Source organism: Lysobacter sp. TAF61, from assembly GCF_052113485.1.
Taxonomy (GTDB): Bacteria; Pseudomonadota; Gammaproteobacteria; order Xanthomonadales; family Xanthomonadaceae; genus Lysobacter_J.
This window is the reverse complement of the sequence record NZ_JBFRDH010000001.1, coordinates 777023-796442: the sequence shown is the minus strand read 5'-3', so window position 1 is coordinate 796442 and position 19420 is coordinate 777023. Positions and strand designations below refer to the sequence as shown.

Below are 19420 nucleotides of genomic sequence, written 5' to 3'. Positions count from 1 at the left end.
CGTGCCCGCCCGCAGCGCAACCGGAGGTACCCGCGCGACGGACGCGCGCCTCCACGGGCCGCGGCCAGGCCGCGGCGCCTTCAGTGACCTACTTGCTGGTCAATCGCGTCGCCGGGAAGCGGATCGACTGCGCCTGCATGATCGAATTGCCCAGCTGCGTATCGCTTGCCTGCAGCCAGATGTGCGCGGTGCGCCCGTCAGGCAGCTCGATCAGCGTTTCGCGAACCTGCATGTCCGGCCGGATCGCCACTTCGCCCTTGTACCAGAACATCGTCTGGCCATCGATCACGCCAGCTTCGGCGCGGTTGCCGCGCTTGGGCGTGAACGGTGACTTGGTCGCGATGTAAAGGCCGAAAGCTTCGGAGCCATCCTCGCGCAGCGCCCGGCAGAAATCGCCGCCGCCACTGCCCTTGTACTCCCAGATCAGCCCCGAGCTTGCCGGTAGCTGTGGACACGTCCCCTGGTCTTGCGCCTGTGCGTTCGCCGCGAACATGAGCCCGGCGAGCACGGGCAAGGCCGACATACGCCATGCCGTCGTCTTCACGACTAACCCCCTGTGGTCATTGCCTAACAGCCCCAAACCCCAAAACGCCAGAACGGATTGATCAAAACGTGATCAAGTTGCCCGATCTGGACCGAACATAGTCCAGAAAACGGCACTTGACAAATAACGATCCTTAATAGGCGGGTGGCCGAACTTATGGGTCGGCGGGGTCGGCCGGGGGCAGTGGGGCGGCGATGGCCCGGGGGGCGGGGAGTCGCCGGCCATTGCGGGGCCTGGAGCCCCGCCAGGAGGCCTCAACGCCTCGGCAGGGGGGCCTCAACGCTCCGGGAGGGGGATGAACTCGTCGTCGCCGGGGACCTTCCCGAAGCGTCCCTCCTGCCAGTCCAGCTTGGCCTGCTCGATACGCTCCTTCGAGCTGGAGACGAAGTTCCACCACAGGTGGCGCGGCCCGTCCAGCGGCTCGCCACCCAGCAGCATCGCCTTGAGCGGCGTGCGCGCGCGCAGCCTGGGCCGGGTGCCCGGGTCGAGCACGACCAGGTGCATGGCCGGGATGTCGACCCCGTCCAGCTGGGCGTCTCCCTCCAGCACATACAGCGCCCGCTCGGCGTGGCCGTCGTCGAGTGCCAGTTCGGCGTCGGCATCCAGGTCGATGGCGACGTACAGCGTGTCGTTGTAGACCTTCACCGGCGATTCCTCGCCGTAGCCGCGGCCGGCGACGATGCGCAGCCAACTGCCGTCGCGACGCTGCTGCGGCAGCGCCGCGGATGGGTGATGGAAGAAGCCGGGTTCGGCTTCCTCGTGCGCACGCGGCAGCGCCACCCAGGTCTGCATGCCGTGCAACGGATGGTCGTGCTCGCGCAGCATCGCCGGGGTGCGTTCGGAGTGGGCGATGCCGCGTCCGGCGGTCATCCAGTTGACGTCGCCCGGGTTGATGTCCTGTTCGCTGCCGAGCGTGTCGCGGTGGGTGATCGAGCCCGACCACAGGAACGTCACCGTCGCCAGCCCGATGTGCGGGTGCGGCCGTACGTCGATGCCGCGTCCGGGTTCGAACACCGCCGGGCCCATGTGGTCGACGAACACGAACGGCCCGACCGAGCGGGCCTGGATGCTCGGCACGGCGCGCCGCACCTGGAATCCGCCGAGGTCGTGTACGCGCGGTGAGACGATGGTGGTCATGTCGTTCCTCGTCGTGATCGAAGCAGGTGGCAGCTTGGCATGCCAGGGCCGACGGCTGCGTTGCGTTTCGCGCAACAGCCCGTTGTGGCCGTCACCGCTGCTGGCCGGTGGCGGCGCCGGCCTGGTCCAGGCGCAACGTCGCCGTCGGGGCGGCGCCACGTTCCAGCCCGACCAGCACCAGCGTCCATGGGCCCAGCGGTTGCGGCGTGGGATTGGCGGTGTGCAGCACGACCTGGACCTGCTTGCCCGACTGTTCGAACACCAGCCGCACCTGCGCGTCGCCCGCCCAGACGCACTGCACATCCGGCGGGCAGCGCGAATCGCTGTCGACGCCGACGTAACGCAACGACGCCTGCTGCGGCAACGCGGCGCGGCCGCCGGGTTCCAGCGTGAATGGCTGGCTGGTCGACACCGGTGCGCCGGTGCGAACCGGGCTGCTGCAGCCGGCCAGGATGGCGGTCAGCGCGGTGGCGCTGGCGAACAGTTTCGTCAGGGGGCTCATGGCCGGCGATTGTAAGCGGCGATGTGAAGTGGCCGTGCAGGGGCCATGGCTAGAATCGTTTCGTGCCCGCCACCAGCGCCCTCCAAATGAGCACGAAGCCATGACCAGGAAGCTGCGCTGGTTCGGGATCGCTGCAATTGCCCTGGTCGTGGCCTCGGCGCTGTCGGTCTTCAGCTATGGCCGCTTCGCCGCGTATGCCCGCGGCGAACCCTCGCAGGCCATTGCCGCCGATCGCATCGAGACGGCAGTGGACCGCGCGGTGGCGCCAATGACGCAGGCGCATCCGGGCGAAGCCGGGCTGTCGCTGATCACCGGCAACCTCGATGCCTTCGCGGTGCGTGCGCTTGCCGCGCGTGCCGCCGGACGCAGCCTCGACCTGCAGTACTACATCTGGAAGCCGGACCTCACCGGCAACCTGATCATCCACGAAATCCTGCGCGCGGCCGATCGTGGCGTGCGCGTGCGCCTGCTGCTGGACGATCTCAACGCACACAAGAAGGACTCGCTGCTGGCCGCGCTGGACCAGCACCGCAACATCGAAGTGCGCATGTTCAATCCGTCGCGTGCGCGTGCATCGAGCTTCATGCGCGGCGTGGAGCTGCTGCTGCGCGGCTTCAGCCTCAACCGGCGCATGCACAACAAGGCGTGGATCGTCGACGGCAGGATCGCGGTGGTCGGTGGCCGCAACATCGGCGACGAATACTTCGGGGCCTCGTCGGAATCCAATTTCATGGATGCCGACCTGGCCGTGGTCGGGCCGCCGGTGCAGGAAACCGCCGCCATCTTCGACGCGTTCTGGAACAGCGCCTCGGCCATCCCGCTGGCGGCGCTGGTGGACAGCGACGAGCGTTCGCTGCAGCGGTTGCGTCGGATCATCGAACTCGATCATGGCTCGCGCGATGCCCATCCCTATCTGGCAAGGTTGCGCCAGGCTCCGACCATCGGCGCACTGCTGCGCGGCGAGAAGCTGCCGCGCTGGACCCGCGACGCGCATGTCTACTCGGACCCGCCGGAAAAGGCCGAAGGCGCGCCGAGGAAGGCCTGGCTGGCCGACATCCTGATCCCGGCCGCGCTGGCCGCACGCAGCGAGCTGTTCTTCAGTTCTCCGTATTTCGTGCCCGGCGACCGGGGCGTTGCCGCGCTGGTCGCGCTGCGCAAGCGCGGCGTCCACGTCGGCGTGATCACCAACTCGCTGGCGGCCACCGACGTCACCGCCGTGCACGGCGGCTACGCGCCGTATCGGCTGCCGCTGCTCGAGGGTGGCATCGACGTGTTCGAGCTGATGGCCAACAGCGGCCAGGACGGGCGGGTCGGTGGCATCGGCGGCATCGGCAGTGGCAGTGGCATCGGCTCCAGTGGCGCCAGCCTGCACACGAAGGCGTTCGTGGTCGACCGCAATGTCGGGTTCGTCGGTTCGTTCAACCTCGACCCGCGTTCGATCAACCTCAATACCGAGATGGGCATCCTCTTCAGCGACCGCCAGCTCGGCGCCGACATGCTGGCCAACTACAAGCTCAAGACCGGTCCACGCTACAGCTACCGGCTCTGGCTGCAGGACGGCGAACTGCGCTGGCGCGATGGCTCGACCGAGCCCGCGCGCGAGTGGACGCACGAGCCGGCCGTGGGCATGGGGCGAAGGATGGTCGCGCGCGTGATCGCCTGGCTGCCGGTGGAGTCGCAGCTGTAGGGCGGTGACGTTGCCGGGCCGACTACTGCCGGCCCTCCTCGAGCGTGGCCTTGCCGTCCGCACCGATCCGCACCGTTGTCAGGCGGTCGTACTCGGTCTCGCTCATCTCGGCCACGACGCAGTTGCACAACGCCGCGGCAATGCCCGGAATGGTGTTGCTGTGGCCGACCACGAGCACGGTGTCGCCGGCGTGTTCGCGCTGCAGCCGCGATGAAAGCTCGGCGGCGGGCTCCTTGGCGTCGTAGGCGGTGACTGCCAGCGCATGCCCGCGGGCCGTCGGCGCCGCGGTCTGCTGCGTGCGGCGATAGGCGGTCGAATAGACGGCGGCGAGCGGAACGTCGGCCAGTCGTGCCGCGAGCGCATCGGCGCGGGTCAGGCCGGCCGGTGTCAGCTCTGGGTCCTTCGACCCGTCCGCGACCTTTTCGGCGTGACGCACGAGGATGAAGGTGGTTGTCTTGGTCGCCGGCGGCGGTGCGCCCGCGCAGCCGCCGAGAAAGGCGAGCGCGAGCAGGACAGGAAGAGCGAACCGGACGGGCAGGGTGGGCTTCATCGTGCGATTCCGCGGATGGACTGCGCGCCACGATACCGCGAGGACGCGCAATCCTGCCCAGGCAGATCGTCAGGCCGGCTGCAATGCCGTCACTATCCCGCGCGCGGCAAGCAGCCGCGATTGCGCGTCCGGCAGCTCCAGCGTCATGCGCAGCTTGTCGGGCCCCTCCATCCGGTACAGCTTCGGCTGGCCCTGGATGAGCCTGATGATCGCCATCGGATCGACGTTGGGCTTCTCGACGAACTGCACGCGTCCGCCCTTCTCGCCCAGGTCGAGCTTGCGGATGCCCAGCGTCGTCGCCCTCTGTTTGAGCTCGGCGATCGCGAACAGATGCTTGGCCGCGTCGGGCAGCAGGCCGAAGCGGTCGATCATCTCGACCTGCAGTTCGCGCAGTTCGTCGGCATCGCGGGCACCGCTGATGCGCTTGTACAGCGTCAGGCGGGTGTGCACATCCGGCAGGTAGTCGTCCGGGATGAGCGCGGGCACGTGCAGTTCGACGTCGGCGCCGCGCGCCTGGCTGCCGTCCACGTCGGGCAGCTCGCCGCGCTTGATCGAGCGCACCGCACGTTCGAGCAGCTCGGTGTACAGGCTGAAGCCCACCTCGGCCATCTGCCCGCTCTGCTCCTCGCCCAGCAGCTCGCCGGCGCCGCGGATCTCCAGGTCGTGAGTGGCCAGGGTGAAGCCGGCGCCGAGCTCGTCCATTGCCGCGATCGCATCCAGGCGCTTGCGCGCATCGGCGGTGATCGACTTCTTGTCCGGCACCACCAGGTAGGCATAGGCGCGATGGTGCGAACGGCCGACGCGGCCGCGCAGCTGGTGCAGCTGCGCCAGGCCGAACTTGTCGGCGCGGTTCATGATGATGGTGTTGGCGTTGGGGATGTCGATGCCCGATTCGATGATCGTCGTCGATAGCAGCACGTTGAAACGCTGCTTGTGGAAGTCGAGCATCACCCGCTCCAGTTCGCGCTCGGGCATCTGGCCGTGGGCCACGCCGATGCGCGCTTCCGGCACGAGGTCCTGTAGCTGGCGCTGCATGCGGCCGATGCTCTCGACGTCGTTGTGCAGGAAGTACACCTGGCCACCGCGCGACAGCTCGCGCTGGAATGCCTCGCGCAGCTGCGCGTCATCCCACGGCACCACGAAGGTCTGCACCGCCAGACGGTGTGCCGGTGGCGTGGCGATGATCGACAGGTCGCGCAGGCCGGCCATGGCCATGTTGAGCGTGCGCGGGATGGGCGTGGCGGTCATCGTCAGGAGGTGGACGTTGGCGCGCAGCGCCTTCAGCGCTTCCTTCTGGCGCACGCCGAAGCGCTGTTCCTCGTCGACGATCACCGCGCCCAGGTCCTTGAAGCGCACATCCGGTTGCAGCAGGCGATGGGTGCCGACGACGACATCGATCTTGCCCTCGGCGACCTTCTCGAGCTCGGCCTTGATCTCCTTGGCGGTCTTGAAGCGCGACAGCACCTCGACCTTGAGCGGCCAGTCGGCGAAGCGGTCGCGCATGGTGCGGTAGTGCTGTTCGGCCAGCAGCGTGGTCGGCACCAGCACGGCCACCTGCTTGCCGGCCGCGGCGGCGACGAAGGCCGCGCGCACGGCGACCTCGGTCTTGCCGAAGCCGACGTCGCCGCAGATCACGCGGTCCATTGGCTGGCTGGAGCCCAGGTCGCGGATCACCGCTTCGATGGCCGAATGCTGGTCGGGCGTTTCCTCGAACGGGAATGCCGCCGCGAACGGCTCGTACATGCTGCGGTCGATGTCGATCGCAAGGCCGGCCCGGGCCTGGCGCTTGGCCTGGATCTCGAGCAGTTCGGCGGCGACATCGCGGACCTTTTCGGCGGCCTTGCGCTTGGCCTTGGTCCACTGCTCGCCACCCAGCGAATGCAGCGGCGCGGTTTCGTCCGAAGCGCCGGAGTAGCGGTTGATCAGGTGCAGCTGCGCGACCGGGACGTACAGGCGGTCGCCCTTGGCGTACTCGATCTCGAGGTACTCGCCCGGCAGGCCTCCGGCTTCCAGGGTGATCAGGCCGCGGTAACGACCGACGCCATGGTCCTCGTGCACGATCGGCGAGCCTTCGTTGAGTTCGCCCAGGTCGCGGATGATCGCCTCGGGCTCGCGACCGACCCTGCGGCGCCGGCGCGGCTGACTGGCGCGCTCGGGGAACAGCTGGCGCTCGGTGAGCACCGCGATGGGCGGTTCGCTGATCGCGAAGCCATCTTCCAGTGGCGCCACCGCAATGGCGAAGCGTGAAAGCCCCTCTCCCGCTCGCGCGAGAGGGGTTGCGGTGAGGGTCGGCGCAAATGCTGTCCACCCGGGGAGCACGTCCGGCCGCATCCCGGCCGCGTGCAACAGTTCCAGCAACGCTTCGCGCCGGCCGGCCGAATCGGCCGCGATCAGCACGCGGCCCGGATAGCTGCCAAGGAACGACTTGAGCGCATCGGCCGGGGCGTGGTCGCGGGCTGCGATCGGCAAGGCCGGTGCCGGCTGGTCGCCCAGGGCTTCGGCACGCTCGCGCTGCGGATGGCCCTCACCGCAGACCTCGACGCGGTTGCCTTCGTTGAGACGCTCGCGCAGCGCGTTCGGCGCGAGATACAGCGCATCGGGAGGCAACAGCGGCCGTTCCAGATCGTGGCCGCGCTGCTCGTAGCGCTCGCCGGTGTTTGTCCAGAACTGCTCGGCTGCTTCGAATGCGCCGTCGCCGATCACCGGCAGCGTTTCGGCAGCGAGGTAATCGAACAGCGTCGCGGTCTTGTCGAAGAACAGCGGCAGGTAGTACTCGATGCCCGGCGGCGTCAGTCCGGCCTTGAGGTCCTGGTAGAGCGCACTGCGGCGGGTGTCGAGGTCGAAGCGTTCGCGCAGGCTGTCGAGTGCGCGCTTGAGCGAGGCGTCATCGAGCGGCACCTCGCGACCGGGCAGCAGATGCACCGAATCGATCTTGTCGAGCGAGCGCTGCGATTCCGGATCGAAAGCGCGGATGGTGTCGATCTCGTCGTCGAGCAGTTCGACGCGGAACGGTTGCTCGGCGCCCATCGGGTAGACATCGAGCAGGCCGCCGCGCACGGCAAAGTCGCCCGGGTCGAGCACCTGCGGGACATGGCGGTAGCCGGCCGATTCCAGCCGGCGCTTTTCGGCGTCCAGGTCCAGGCGCTGGCCAACCTTGACGTCGAAACTTCCGCCGACGATGTGTTTGAGCGGTGCCAGGCGTTGCAGCAGGGTCTGCACCGGTACCACCACGATCCCGCGCTTGAGCGAGGGCAGGCGGTGCAGGGCGGACATGCGCTGGCTGACGATGTCGGGATGCGGGCTGAAGATGTCGTACGGCAGCGTTTCCCAGTCCGGGAACGCCAGCACCGGCAGCCCGGCCTGTCCGCCCAGCAGTGTTTGCAGGTCGGATTCGAGCTGGTGCGCGGTCTGGTTGTCGCGTGCGACCGCCAGCACCGGGCCGGCATGGGCAAGGGCGGCCGAAGCGATGTGGAAGGCCAGCGCCGACGGCGACGCCGGCGCACGCCACCAGGCGCGCGGCCGTCCCGCCTTGGGCAGGGGAGGGGTCGGGAAATCGGTCTTCGGCATCGGCGGGGGCGTCTCGAGCGAGAAAACGAATGCAGCGCCGGCAGCCATCGCCGCCAGCGCAAAGAGGCTGCATTTTACGTGAGTGGGACAGGCGGGGCCGGAAAAACGTCCCGGCACCACGGTATTCCGCCGCCGGCTGTAATTATCGCTTGCAATTAGATAGCGCGCTATGTAAATTGCGCCACATGAAGAAGGCCCCAGCCACCAGCAACAGACCCGGTGCCAAGGCGGGCGCGAAGACCGCCGCGCCGCAGACGCTCGACGCGCAGGTCTGCTTTGCCCTGTACTCGACCGGGCTGGCGCTGAACAAGGTCTACCGGCGCCTGCTCGGGCCACTCGGCCTGACCTATCCGCAGTACCTGGCGATGCTGGTGCTGTGGGAGCGCGACCAGGTCACGGTCAGCGAGATCGGCGAGCGCCTGTTCCTGGACTCGGCTACGCTCACGCCACTGCTCAAGCGGCTGCAGACGGCCGGCTGGATCACCCGCACGCGCGCCGCCGACGACGAGCGCCAGGTGATCATCGCCCTGACCGCCGAAGGCCGCGCACTCAAGGCCAAGGCGCGGGCCGTACCGGCAGACCTGCTGTGTGCCGCCGAATGCTCGCTCGACGAGATGGAATCGCTCAAGCAGCAACTCGAATCCCTTCGCGGGAGCTTGGCGAAGAACGCGTGAGCCTCGCTTCCATGTCATATAGATAGCGCACTATCAAATAACACGCTAATCAACTCGCACCATGATGATCCAGCAAGTTTGTTCCATCGCCGGAAACGGCTTCCCCCAGCACCCCCAGCCCCCAACCAGGAGTCCTCCCATGTCCATCGACAAAGTCCTCTACACCGCCCACGCCACTGTCACCGGCGGCCGCGACGGCCGTGCCATCTCGTCCGACAACGTGCTCGACATCAAGCTGACCACGCCGCGCGAACTCGGCGGCGCCGGCGGCGACGGCACCAATCCCGAGCAGCTGTTCGCGGCCGGCTATTCGGCCTGCTTCATCGGCGCGCTGAAGGTGGTTGCCGGGCGCGAGAAGATCGCGTTTCCGGCCGACGCCAGCATCGAAGGCAGTGTCGGCATCGGCCCGAAGGGCCAGGCGTTCGGCATCCAGGCCGAGCTGAAGATCTCGCTGCCGGGCCTGCCGCGCGAGCAGGCAGAAGCGCTGATCGAAAAGGCCCACCAGGTCTGCCCGTACTCCAACGCGACCCGCGGCAACATCGACGTCACGCTGACCCTGGTCTGAGGCCAGGTGCTGCGCAGGAGCCGGCTCGCCGGCTCCTGCGCAGCAAGGCAGGTCAGGGCCGCGCCTCGAGCACGAGGTTGAACGGCGTCTGCGTGGCCCGGCGGAACTGCCTGAAGCCGGCTTCTTCCAGCACGGCGCGCAAACGGGCTTCACCGGCCTGCGCACCGAGCGCGGGGCCATTGCGCGCCAGCGACACCGGCACGCAGATCTGCGAAGACGCACCGTAATAGACACGCCCCACCGGGTTGAGGTTGTCCTGGACGCTGTCGCCGGCGAACGGTTCCACCAGCAAGCAGGTGCCGTCGGGCTTGAGCGCATGCAGGGCATGGCGCGCCGCGCCCACGGGGTCGGCCATGTCGTGCAGGCAGTCGAAGAAGGCGATCAGGTCGAAGTGGTTGCCGCTGTAGCTGGTGGCGTCGGCCACCTCGAAGTAGGCGTTGTCGACCCGCGCCTGGCGGGCCCGTTCGCTTGCCACTTCTATCGAGCCTGGGTGGTAGTCGTACCCGATGAAGCTCGACTTCGGAAATGCCTGCGCCATCAGCGTGGTGCTGGCGCCATGCCCGCAACCGACATCCGCGGCCTTGCCGCCGGCCTTGAGCTTTTCCAGCACGCCGTCCAGCGCCGGCAGCCAGCTGGTGATGAGGTTGGCGTTGTAGCCGGCACGGAAGAAGCGCTCGGTGCCGTGGAACAGGCACGGGTGGTGTTCGCCCCATTCCATGCCCTTGCCGGTGCGGAAGTTTTCCTTGGTCCGCTCCAGCGCATGGAACGTGGCCTCGACCAGCGAGTAGGCGCCGGGAAGATCGACCGGGCCGCCGGGGTCGGCCAGGCACAGGGCCTGTTCTGGATTGAGTGAATAGGCGTCGGCGGCCGCGTCGTACTCGACATAACCGCCTGCGGCCTGGTTGCCGAGCCACTCGCGCACGTAGCGCTCGTTGGTGTCGGTTTCCGCGGCCAGCTGCACCGAGGTCAGGGGGCGTTTCGCCAGCGCCCGGTACAGGCCGAGCTGGTCGCCGACCAGCATCAGGGTGGCGCTGATCGCCGCGCCAAGGTCACCCACGGCGTGGCCCAGGAACTGGTTGAGGCGTTCTTCGTTTACGGTCATGGCAGCGTCCGGAAGGTGGGGTCCTTCCATGGACGCGCGGCAGCACCCTGCCGCAGGCCCCCCAACCAAAGAATTCAACGCGGCAACGCCGGCCCGGCGGACAACCTCAGGCCTTGCGCGTCTTCAGGTCCAGTGCGACCCGGATCAGGCCGGGCGCGTCCTGCTGGAACTCGCGCTGGAAGCCCAGCGACTCGGCCAGGGCCAGCATGGCCTGGTTGTGCTCGAAGACATCGCCATAGACCCGGTCGAGCTTTTTGCCGCGGGCCCATTTCACCAGCCGCGTCATCAGGTAGCGCCCCAGGCCCATGCCGGCGACGTAGTGGCTGACCAGGATGGCGAAGTCGGCGTCCTTCCCGTTCTCGTCGATGGCGATGCGCGCCACCGCGCCGACCAGCGCCTCGCCCGGCGGCAGCGGCTCGGCCGCGACCAGGGCGAACTCGGTCTTGGGGTTGATCCGCGTCATCCGGTCGGCCATGTCCGTCGTGAGCTCCTTGAGCGCATACAGGAAGCGCTGGCGGACCTCTTCGGGCTCGAGCAGGGAGAAGCTCGCGCGGATGGGTTCGGCGTCTTCGGGCCGAATCGGGCGTATGAGCACTTCGCGGCCGTTGGGAAGCCGCATTCTTTCGTGCCAGGGCGGTAGTCGTTCGCGCGCGGCCATGGACGGATATTGGCACACTTCCCCGCAGAGGCGTATTCACAATCTTCACAAGGACGCCCCCGACGGGGGCCGTTCATCGGATGGCCGCCTGTGGATTGCAGGCGGGCAAAATGTTCGGGCAGGGGTGCAGGAAATGAATGAAGACACGGTGCGGGGCTGGCTGGCGCAATGGCCGGGAGTCGAGGAGTCGGTGAAATGGGAGGACGACCCGGTCTTCTCGGTTGCCGGCAAGATGTTCTGCGTGATCTGCCTGCGCGGCCCGAAGGCCGGCAGCATGAGCTTCAAGGTCGAGGACGAGCGGTTCCTGGAGCTGACCGAGCGGCCCGGCTTCATCCCGGCGCCGTACCTGGCCCGGGCGCACTGGGTCCACATCGAGCAGCCCAAGCCGGTGCCCGCCGCGGAGCTGCGCGACCTGGTCCGCCGCAGCTACGAGCTGGTCCGCGAGAAGCTGCCCAAGCGCACCCAGCGCGAACTGGCGGATTGACCATCGAGCGCGATAGACCAGCGAGGGTGATCGCCGCGTGTGATCGCTGCCGGTAATCGGCGCCGGCACGGCGCCGCATGCGCCGGGCCGGCAATGGGCCGATGCTAGACTCGCGCGGCGTGGTTTCGGCGCGCAGCGACAACACAAGGAAGGCTCATGGCAGGTGGTGGTGATTCGACCCGCGCGATCCTGTTCGCGCTGGGCGCCAATTTCGCGATCGCGGTCGCCAAGGGCGTGGCTGCGTTCTTCACCGGCTCCAGCGCGATGCTGGCCGAGACCGTGCATTCGCTCGCCGACTGCGGCAACCAGCTGCTGTTGTTGCTCGGCCTGCGCCAGGCCTCCAAGCCGCCGTCGCCGGACTATCCGCTCGGCTATGGCAAGGCGATCTACTTCTGGTCGTTCCTGGTGGCGGTGATGCTGTTCACCGTCGGCGGCATGTTCTCGCTATACGAGGGCATCCACAAACTGCAGAACCCGGAGCCGATCAAGCACTGGTACTGGGCCGCAGGCGTGCTGACGTTCGGCATCGTCGCCGAGGCCGTATCGATGCGGGCGTGCCTGTTCGAGGTCAACAAGGCGCGCGGTGATCGCAGCCTGTGGCAATGGTTCCGCGAGAGCCGCCAGGCCGAACTGGTGGTGATCTTCGGCGAGGACCTGGCGGCGTTGTTCGGCCTGGTGTTCGCGCTGATCGCCGTGCTGCTGGCCGCGGTCACCGGCAACCCGCTGTGGGACGCGATCGGCACGATCACGATTGGCGCTTTGCTGATCGTCGTCGCGGTGTTCGTGGCAATCGAAGTCAAGGCGATGCTGATCGGCCAGAGTGTCGACCCGGCGCGGCAGAAGCAGATCCGCGAGTTCCTCGATGCGCGTCCGGAGATCGCGCGCGTGATCAGCCTGATCACGCTGCAACTGGGCAACGAGGTGCTGGTGTCGGTGCAGGCGCAGATGCGCGAAGAGCACAGCGTGTTGGCGCTGACCGACCAGATCAACACGGTCGAGCGCGCGCTGAAGCAGAGCTTCCCGGAAGTGCGCTGGAGCTTCTTCGAGCCGGACCACAAGGCGGCCTGAGTTTCCGGCCCGTCATCCCGGCCGTCATCCCGGCGTTCGCCGGGATGATGGACCGTGCAAAAAGGCGAGACCTAGTCCGCCCGCACCAGCCAGTCCACGCGGCTGGCCGCGCCCGGACCTTCGCCGAGCACCTTGGCCAGCAAGGGCAGCGCACCGGCCAGCGTCTGGTCGAGCTGCCACGGCGGGTTGAGCACCAGCAGGCCGCTGCCGTTCATGCGCAGCGGCGAATCGTCGGCGCGCACCTGCAGCTCGGCCACGAACGACGACTTCGCCGGGATCGCCGCCGCGCGGCGGTAGAACGGCTGAAGCGCACGGCGCAGCTTGATTGGGTACCACAGCGCGAACGTGCCCTGCGGCCAGCGGGCGATGCCGTCGCGAAGCGCCGCGATGGCCGTGTCGAATTCTTCCAGCTGCGCCTCGTAGGGCGGATCGATCAGCACCAGCCCACGGTTGTAGCGCGTCTCGCCGATGCGCGCCGGCAGCATCGCCTTCATCGCCGCGTAACCGTCGCGGGCATGCACGGCCACGCGCGGATCGCGTTCGAACACCGACTTCAGCTGACCCGCTTCCTCCGGCTGCAGCTCGCAGGCGGCGATGCGGTCCTGCTCGCGCAAGGCATGGGCGAGCAGCCACGGCGAACCGGGGTAGCTGGCCTGGCCATGATCGTGGCGGCAGGCACGGATCGCCGCCAGGTAACGGGCGATGGCCGGGTGCTTGGGCGCTTCGGCGATCAGCCGGCCGATGCCGCCTTCGGCCTCGCCGGTGCGCTGCGCCGAATTGCTGTCGAGCGCGTACAGGCCACGGCCGGCGTGGGTATCGAGTGCGAACACCGGCGCCGGCTTGGCGACCAGCGCGTCGCAGATCGCCAGCAGCACGATGTGCTTGAGCACGTCGGCATGGTTGCCGGCGTGGAACGCGTGACGGTAATTCATGGGGCACGGGGGAGCGGGGACCCGCACAATCTACACGCACCCGCCGTTACGGGCGCGGCGAGGGGGCTGCTACGCTTGCCCGACACGCCCCGGGTTTGCCACCGCCGCCCCATGCACATCCTGCTGGTAGAAGACGAACCCACCATCGCCGACATCGTCGTGCATGCCCTGCGCACGGACGGATTCGAGGCGTCGCACTGCCTCACCGGCCGCGATGCGCTGGCCCTGGCGCGCACCGAGCACTTCGACCTGGCGGTGCTCGATGTCGGCCTGCCCGACATCGGTGGCTTCGCGCTGTGTCGCGAGCTGCGCCGCGGTCGCGACCTGCCGGTGATCTTCCTGACCGCCCACAACGCCGAAGCCGAACGCATCCTCGGCCTGGAAATCGGCGGCGACGACTACGTGACCAAGCCCTTCTCACCGCGCGAACTGGTCGCCCGCGTGCGGGTGGTGCTGCGACGCATGCACCACGACGCGCCAACGGCGGCCACAGGCTTCGTCCACGACGCGGAAGGCAAGCGCATCACCTACCGCCGCCGCCTGCTCGACCTGACGCGTTACGAGTACGGGTTGCTGGCCGCGCTGCTGCAGCGGCCGGGCGCGGTGCTGTCGCGCACGCAGTTGATGGACCGGGTCTGGGGCGACGCCATGGACAGCAGCGATCGCACCGTCGACACCCATATCAAGACCTTGCGGGCAAAGCTGCGCGACGTCGCGCCCGATGCCGACCCGATCCGCACCCATCGCGGCCTCGGCTACTCGCTGGAGGCCGACGCCACCATTGCCGGTACAGCACACGAATGAAGATCGGCCTGCGGATCTTCCTCGGTTACTTCCTGATCGTCGCGCTGGCGGGTCTGCTGCTGGCGCAGGTGTTCGTCGCCGAGGTCAAACCGGGCGTGCGCCAGGCAATGGAAGACACCCTGGTCGACACCGCCAACGTCCTCGCCGAGCTCGCCAGCGACGACTTCATCGCCGGCCGCATCGATGACGGCGACTTCGCCCGGCGGGTGCGGGCGATGGCGCGGCGCGACTATGGCGCCAGGATCTGGGGCTTCGGCAAGCGCTCCTCGCAGTACCGCATCTACGTCACCGACGCCCGTGGCATCGTCGTGTTCGACAGCAGCGGTCGCGACGTCGGCGCCGATTACTCGCGCTGGAACGATGTCTACCTGACCCTGCGCGGTCGCTACGGCGCCCGCTCCACCCGCAGCCAGTATTCCAGTCCCGACTCGACCGTCATGCATGTCGCGGCACCGATCCGCGACGGCCACGGCAAGGTGATCGGCGTGCTGACGGTGGCCAAGCCCAACAGCGCGATCGAGCCGTTCATCGCGCGCAGCCAGGGCGTGGTGCTGCGCTGGGGCGCATTGCTGCTGGGCGTGTCGTTGCTGGTGGGGTTGATCGCCGCGTGGTGGCTGTCGCGCCAGCTTGGCCAGTTGCGCCGCTACGCCAATGGCGTCACGGCCGGTGAGCGCGTCACCTTGCCCGATGCCGCCGGCGAATTCGGCGACCTCGGCCAGGCGCTGGAAACCATGCGTGCGCGCCTGGAAGGCAAGCAGTACGTCGAGCAGTACGTGCACACCTTGACGCACGAGATGAAGAGCCCGCTGGCGGCGATCCGCGGCAGCGCCGAACTGCTCGAGGGGCCGCTCGAGGAGGCCGACCGCATCCGCTTTGCCGCCGCCATCCGCAGCCAGAGTGATCGCCTGGCGCAGATGATCGACAAGATGCTGGCGCTGGCTGCGGTCGAACATCGCCAGCGCCTGGAGCAGCCCGAGCCGGTGGAGCTGGCGGCACTGGCGGACGAGGCGGTCGCGCAGTGCGCGACGCGGCTGGCGCGGGCCGGGGTCGCGCTGGACGTCGACCTGCAGGCCGGTCTGCCATCGCTGCGGGGCGATCCGTTCCTGCTGCGCCAGGCGTTGATCAACCTGATCGAGAACGCGGCCGATTTCGCCCCGGCCGGCAGCCGCATCGAGCTGGTGCTGCAGCGCGAAGGCGAGCGCCAGGTGCTGGAGGTACGCGACCGTGGCGCCGGCATTCCCGACTACGCACAGGGCCGCGTGTTCGAGCGCTTCTATTCGCTGCCGCGGCCGGGCAACGGCAGTCGCAGTAGCGGCCTGGGGTTGTGCTTCGTGGCCGAGGTGGCGACGCTGCACGGCGGCGAGGCGACGCTGCGCAATCGCGACGGCGGTGGCGCAGTGGCACGCCTGGCGCTGCCGGGCTGACGCCGCGACTTCACCGCTCCAGTCACTGCTCACTTCACCCTCGCTTCACCGTGGCGCCATCGTCGCCCCGCGTTCGCCGCCGATCCTGTCGTCCATACCCCGACAGGAGTTGCACATGCGCCTTGCCTTCAAGATCGCCATGGTCGTCGCGATGACCGTCGCGATCCTGGTTCCGCTGACGATGATCCGCGGGGTCATCGAGGACCGCCAGAACTACCGCGCCCAGGCCGTGGCCGACATCGCCCGCAGCTATGCCGGCGTGCAGTCGTTCGCAGGCCCGGTGCTGGTGGTCCCATACACCGAGACCGTCGAGGTCGAAGAGACCGACAAGCACGGCAACGTGCAGAAGGTCCAGCGCGACGTGACCCTTCAATGGACCTTCTTCCCGACCACGCTCGACGTGCGCGGACCGATGCGGCCGAGCACGCGCAAGCGTGGCCTGCACGAAGTGCGCGTCTACGAGTGGCAGGGCAAGGCCAGGGCACGCTTCCAGGCGCAGATTCCCGCCGCCGGCGCCGCGCCGCGCCGGATCGGCCAGCCCTGGCTGAGCTACGCCATTGCCGACGTGCGCGGCCTGCGCGCGTCGCCGCGTTTGCGGATCGACGGGAGCATCGTTTCAGTGGAAGAGGGCATCGGCAGCCGCAGCGGCCCCGGCCTGCACGTGCGCCTGCCGGAGCCACAGTCAGGTCAGATGCTCACGCTCGACACCGAACTGGACATCGTCCTGGGCGGCACCGAATCGCTGGCGCTGGTGCCGCTGGGCAAGAGCAACCACTTCGCCCTGCAGTCGAGCTGGCAGCACCCCAGCTTCGGTGGCAGCTCGCCGCGGCATGAGCTCGATGCGTCCGGCTTCAAGGCCGACTGGGACATCGCCTCGGTCGCCAGCAACGCCCAGCGCCAGTACCTGCAGGGGCAGTTGCTGCCCGACATGGACAGCGGCATCGCGGCCATGGCCGGGATCGATGCGGTCGGCGTGTCGCTGATCGACCCGGTCGACATCTATACCCAGGCCGACCGCGCCAGCAAGTACGGCATCCTGTTCGTGCTGCTGACCTTCGTCGGATTCTTCATCTTCGAACTGATCAAGCAGCTGCCGATCCACCCGATCCAGTACGGCCTGGTCGGCCTGGCCCTGGCGATCTTCTTCCTGCTGCTGGTCAGCCTGAGCGAGCACATCGATTTCGCCATCGCCTACCTGGTCGCCAGCCTGGCCTGCATCGGCCTGCTCGGCTTCTACCTGGTCGCGGTGCTGCGCAGCCCCGGTCGCGGCGTCGGTTTCGCCGCCATGCTCGCCACGCTCTATGCTGCGCTGTACGGACTGCTGGTGTCGGAGGACAACGCGCTGGTGCTCGGCGCCGGCCTGCTGTTCCTGGTCCTGGCCGCGATCATGGTGGTCACCCGCCGGGTCGACTGGTACCAGCTGGCCGGATCGCGACCGCCGTTGCGTGAGTGATCATGAACGCGGTCGTGGGCTCAGCCTGCGGCCGCGTTAGTCATGGCCCGAGTTTCGAAAGACCGCAGATCCACCCAACCCATCATCGCGACACCGGGGATCCCAACGATGTACGTCATGGATGCCAACTCCATTGAAGCGCCCGCCGCGTTGCAGGTGCGCAGCTACAGCGGCGCGGCGATCGCGCCGTGGCTGGATCACCTGGCTCGCCTGCGCATCGCGGTCTTCCGCGACTGGCCCTACCTCTACGACGGCGATGCCGACTACGAGGCGCAGTACCTGCAGAGTTACCTGCAGTCGCCGCGCAGCATCGTGGTGCTGGCCTTCGACGGCGAGCAGGTGGTCGGGGCCTCGACCGGGATGCCGCTGGCGGCCGAGTCCAGTTCGTTCCTGGATGCCTTCGATGGCACCTCGATCGATCCGCAGGATGTGTTCTATTGCGGCGAGTCGGTGCTGCTGCCCCAGTACCGCGGCCGCGGCATCGGCCATCGCTTCTTCGACGAACGCGAGGCGCACGCGCGCAGCTACGGCGACTATGCGTGGACGGCGTTCTGTGCGGTCGACCGCGAGCAGAGCCATCCGCGTCGCCCGGCCTTCCATCGCGGCAACGAGGCATTCTGGAGCAAGCGCGGCTATCGCCAGCGCCCGGAGCTGAAGGCGCACCTGACCTGGCGGGAGGCCGGCAATGTCGTGGTCGATCATTCGCTGACCTTCTGGTTGCGCGCACTGGAGCGAACGCGATGAGCGTCGGCACGCCGGTTGGCACACAGGCTGGCAGCCTGAAAGTGGCGGTGGCCAAGTACACCGTCGATGCCCCCGACGATTTCGCCGCCTTTGCCGGCAAGCAGGCGCGCTGGCTGGATGAAGCCCGCCAGCAGGGTGCGCAGATGGCCGTGTTGCCCGAGTACCTGTCGCTGGAACTGGGGGCGATGTTCGACGCCCACACCCGTGGCGACCTGCACGCCTCGCTGGCAGCGCTGCAGGCCTGGCACGGCCACTGGCTGGACCTGTTCTCGCGGCTGGCGCGCGAGCGCCACATGCACGTCGTCGCCGGCACGTTCCTGCTCGATCTCGGCCGTGGCCGCTACCGAAACCGCAGCTATACCTTCGCCCCCGATGGCAGCCACGTCTGGCAGGACAAGCTGCGCCTGACCGGGTTCGAGAAGTCCGCCGGCGTCATCGAACCGGGCGACGAACTGAAGGTGTTCGAGACCGGCCCGGTGCGCAGCGCGGTCGCGGTCTGCTATGACAGCGAGTTCCCGTTGCCGGTGCGCGCGCAGTGCGAAGCCGGCGCGCGCCTGCTGGTGGTGCCCAGCTGCACCGACACCGAAGCCGGCGCAACGCGCGTGCGCGTGGGCTGCCTGGCGCGTGCGCTGGAGAACCGCTGCTTCGTCGCGCAGTCGGTGACTGCCGGCCACGCGCCCTGGAGCCCCGCGCTCGATGTCAACACCGGCGAAGCGGCGCTGATCGCCCCCATGGATGTCGGCCTGCCGCACGACGGCATGATCGTGCAGACCCGCGGCGACCAGCACTGGGCGGTGGCCACGCTCGATTTCGCCGCGCTCGAAGCCAGCCGCGCCCAGGCGCAGGTGGCCAACGACCGCGACTGGGCCAGCCAGTATTTCCCGAGCGTGGCGCGGGCGAAGGTGGTTCGCGCCCAGGCTGCCTGACCGTGTGGCCGCACGACAGCGCGGCCGCGCGACTCCGGTCAGAACAGCGTCACCCCGGGCACCAGCCACAGCGACAGCCCCGCCAGCGCGGAACCAATCGCGGTGGCGGCCAGCACGTCGCTGGGATAGTGCAGGCCCAGCACCACGCGCGAGGCGGCGACGCTGGCGGTAAACGGCACGAGCAGCCACGCCAGCATCGGGTAGTGCGCCATCGCCACCAGGCTGAACGCCACCGCGTGCAGGGTGTGCCCGGAGGGGAAGCTGAATTCGTCCAGTGGCGCCACCCAGGCATGGATGCGCTGGTCGGAGGCAAAGGGACGCGGCCGCCGCGTCCAGCGTTTGAGCAACTTGTAAAGCGTCAAGGCGATCAGGCCGGTTGCCGCCAGGTGCGCCGACGCGGCCAGGCCGTGGAAACCGTCGACGGCGATCAGCACCGCCATCAGCACATACCAGAACACGCCATCGCCCAGCCGGCTGACCAGGGCGAAATAGGTGCGCGAGCGGCCGCCTTCGCCCCAGCGGTTGGCGCGCAGGCACCAGCCGGAGTCGCCGTCGATCAGGCGCTTGTGCAGCGCCGGGCGGTGCAGCATGCGATGCAG

The 19420-nt window shown here is 68.4% G+C and carries 19 protein-coding genes; 10 read left to right on the top strand and 9 right to left on the bottom strand.

Features of this window, described 5'->3' with window-relative positions; all coding sequences use genetic code 11:
- Window positions 1–88 precede the first annotated feature (88 nt).
- The 3 genes from AB4Y64_RS03580 to AB4Y64_RS03570 all read right to left on the bottom strand — a co-directional run bounded on the left by AB4Y64_RS03580 (window position 89) and on the right by AB4Y64_RS03570 (window position 2183).
- Window positions 89–544 carry a hypothetical protein gene (locus AB4Y64_RS03580; protein WP_441815045.1) on the bottom strand — a complete coding sequence of 152 codons (456 nt, stop codon included), beginning with the start codon at window positions 542–544 and terminating at the stop codon, window positions 89–91.
- 276 nt (window positions 545–820) lie between these two features.
- Window positions 821–1681, bottom strand: a complete 861-nt coding sequence (locus tag AB4Y64_RS03575; RefSeq protein WP_441815044.1) for a pirin family protein — start codon at window positions 1679–1681, stop codon at window positions 821–823.
- A gap of 91 nt (window positions 1682–1772) precedes the next feature.
- Complete coding sequence (locus AB4Y64_RS03570; protein WP_441815043.1) at window positions 1773–2183, bottom strand: hypothetical protein; 411 nt, start codon at window positions 2181–2183, stop codon at window positions 1773–1775.
- A 100-nt stretch (window positions 2184–2283) separates the two neighbouring features.
- On the opposite strand from AB4Y64_RS03570, the gene AB4Y64_RS03565 reads away from it, so the two are divergent.
- Window positions 2284–3870, top strand: coding sequence for a phospholipase D family protein (locus AB4Y64_RS03565; RefSeq protein WP_441815042.1), 1587 nt, complete (start codon window positions 2284–2286; stop codon window positions 3868–3870).
- Between the two features lie 22 nt (window positions 3871–3892).
- Here the strand turns inward: AB4Y64_RS03565 and AB4Y64_RS03560 are convergent, their stop codons facing one another.
- Window positions 3893–4420, bottom strand: a complete 528-nt coding sequence (locus tag AB4Y64_RS03560; protein ID WP_441815041.1) for a SixA phosphatase family protein — start codon at window positions 4418–4420, stop codon at window positions 3893–3895.
- 69 nt (window positions 4421–4489) lie between these two features.
- Entirely contained in the window at window positions 4490–7987 is a 3498-nt protein-coding gene (mfd, locus tag AB4Y64_RS03555; protein ID WP_441815040.1) for a transcription-repair coupling factor, read from the bottom strand.
- Window positions 7988–8172: 185 nt separating this feature from the next.
- Between mfd and AB4Y64_RS03550 the strand changes: the two genes are divergently transcribed.
- Both AB4Y64_RS03550 and AB4Y64_RS03545 read left to right on the top strand, forming a co-directional pair.
- Window positions 8173–8661 carry a MarR family winged helix-turn-helix transcriptional regulator gene (locus tag AB4Y64_RS03550; RefSeq protein ID WP_441815039.1) on the top strand — a complete coding sequence of 163 codons (489 nt, stop codon included), beginning with the start codon at window positions 8173–8175 and terminating at the stop codon, window positions 8659–8661.
- 139 nt (window positions 8662–8800) lie between these two features.
- Window positions 8801–9226, top strand: coding sequence for an organic hydroperoxide resistance protein (locus tag AB4Y64_RS03545; protein ID WP_441815038.1), 426 nt, complete (start codon window positions 8801–8803; stop codon window positions 9224–9226).
- Window positions 9227–9278: 52 nt separating this feature from the next.
- Here the strand turns inward: AB4Y64_RS03545 and AB4Y64_RS03540 are convergent, their stop codons facing one another.
- A complete protein-coding gene (locus AB4Y64_RS03540) occupies window positions 9279–10328 on the bottom strand; it encodes a class I SAM-dependent methyltransferase (RefSeq protein ID WP_441815037.1) in 1050 nt (349 codons plus the stop codon).
- Between the two features lie 106 nt (window positions 10329–10434).
- Window positions 10435–10986: a GNAT family N-acetyltransferase gene (locus AB4Y64_RS03535; protein WP_441815036.1), complete on the bottom strand. Its 552-nt coding sequence runs from the start codon at window positions 10984–10986 to the stop codon at window positions 10435–10437.
- Window positions 10987–11119: 133 nt separating this feature from the next.
- On the opposite strand from AB4Y64_RS03535, the gene AB4Y64_RS03530 reads away from it, so the two are divergent.
- Together AB4Y64_RS03530 and AB4Y64_RS03525 are read left to right on the top strand one after the other, a co-directional pair.
- Window positions 11120–11470, top strand: coding sequence for an MmcQ/YjbR family DNA-binding protein (locus tag AB4Y64_RS03530; protein WP_441815035.1), 351 nt, complete (start codon window positions 11120–11122; stop codon window positions 11468–11470).
- Between the two features lie 156 nt (window positions 11471–11626).
- The gene (locus tag AB4Y64_RS03525; RefSeq protein ID WP_441815034.1) at window positions 11627–12538 is read left to right on the top strand and encodes a cation diffusion facilitator family transporter; all 912 of its coding nucleotides are present in this window, start codon (window positions 11627–11629) and stop codon (window positions 12536–12538) included.
- A 71-nt stretch (window positions 12539–12609) separates the two neighbouring features.
- On the opposite strand, the gene AB4Y64_RS03520 is transcribed toward AB4Y64_RS03525, so the two are convergent.
- Window positions 12610–13470 carry a 23S rRNA (adenine(2030)-N(6))-methyltransferase RlmJ gene (locus AB4Y64_RS03520; RefSeq protein ID WP_441815033.1) on the bottom strand — a complete coding sequence of 287 codons (861 nt, stop codon included), beginning with the start codon at window positions 13468–13470 and terminating at the stop codon, window positions 12610–12612.
- Between the two features lie 111 nt (window positions 13471–13581).
- Between AB4Y64_RS03520 and creB the strand changes: the two genes are divergently transcribed.
- The 5 genes from creB (at window position 13582) to AB4Y64_RS03495 (ending at window position 18821) form a co-directional block, all read left to right on the top strand.
- Window positions 13582–14274 carry a two-component system response regulator CreB gene (gene creB / locus AB4Y64_RS03515; RefSeq protein ID WP_441815032.1) on the top strand — a complete coding sequence of 231 codons (693 nt, stop codon included), beginning with the start codon at window positions 13582–13584 and terminating at the stop codon, window positions 14272–14274.
- Window positions 14271–15698 (top strand): two-component system sensor histidine kinase CreC, encoded by a 1428-nt coding sequence (creC, locus tag AB4Y64_RS03510; RefSeq protein ID WP_441815031.1) that lies wholly within the window; start codon window positions 14271–14273, stop codon window positions 15696–15698. Before creB ends, creC begins: the two co-directional genes overlap by 4 nt.
- A 115-nt stretch (window positions 15699–15813) precedes the next feature.
- Window positions 15814–17151, top strand: coding sequence for a cell envelope integrity protein CreD (gene creD, locus AB4Y64_RS03505; protein ID WP_441815030.1), 1338 nt, complete (start codon window positions 15814–15816; stop codon window positions 17149–17151).
- A 117-nt stretch (window positions 17152–17268) separates the two neighbouring features.
- Window positions 17269–17895 carry a GNAT family N-acetyltransferase gene (locus AB4Y64_RS03500; RefSeq protein WP_441815029.1) on the top strand — a complete coding sequence of 209 codons (627 nt, stop codon included), beginning with the start codon at window positions 17269–17271 and terminating at the stop codon, window positions 17893–17895.
- Window positions 17896–17930: 35 nt separating this feature from the next.
- Window positions 17931–18821, top strand: a complete 891-nt coding sequence (locus tag AB4Y64_RS03495; protein WP_441815230.1) for a carbon-nitrogen hydrolase family protein — start codon at window positions 17931–17933, stop codon at window positions 18819–18821.
- A gap of 38 nt (window positions 18822–18859) precedes the next feature.
- Here the strand turns inward: AB4Y64_RS03495 and AB4Y64_RS03490 are convergent, their stop codons facing one another.
- Window positions 18860–19411, bottom strand: coding sequence for a phosphatase PAP2 family protein (locus AB4Y64_RS03490; RefSeq protein ID WP_441815229.1), 552 nt, complete (start codon window positions 19409–19411; stop codon window positions 18860–18862).
- Window positions 19412–19420: the final 9 nt, after the last annotated feature.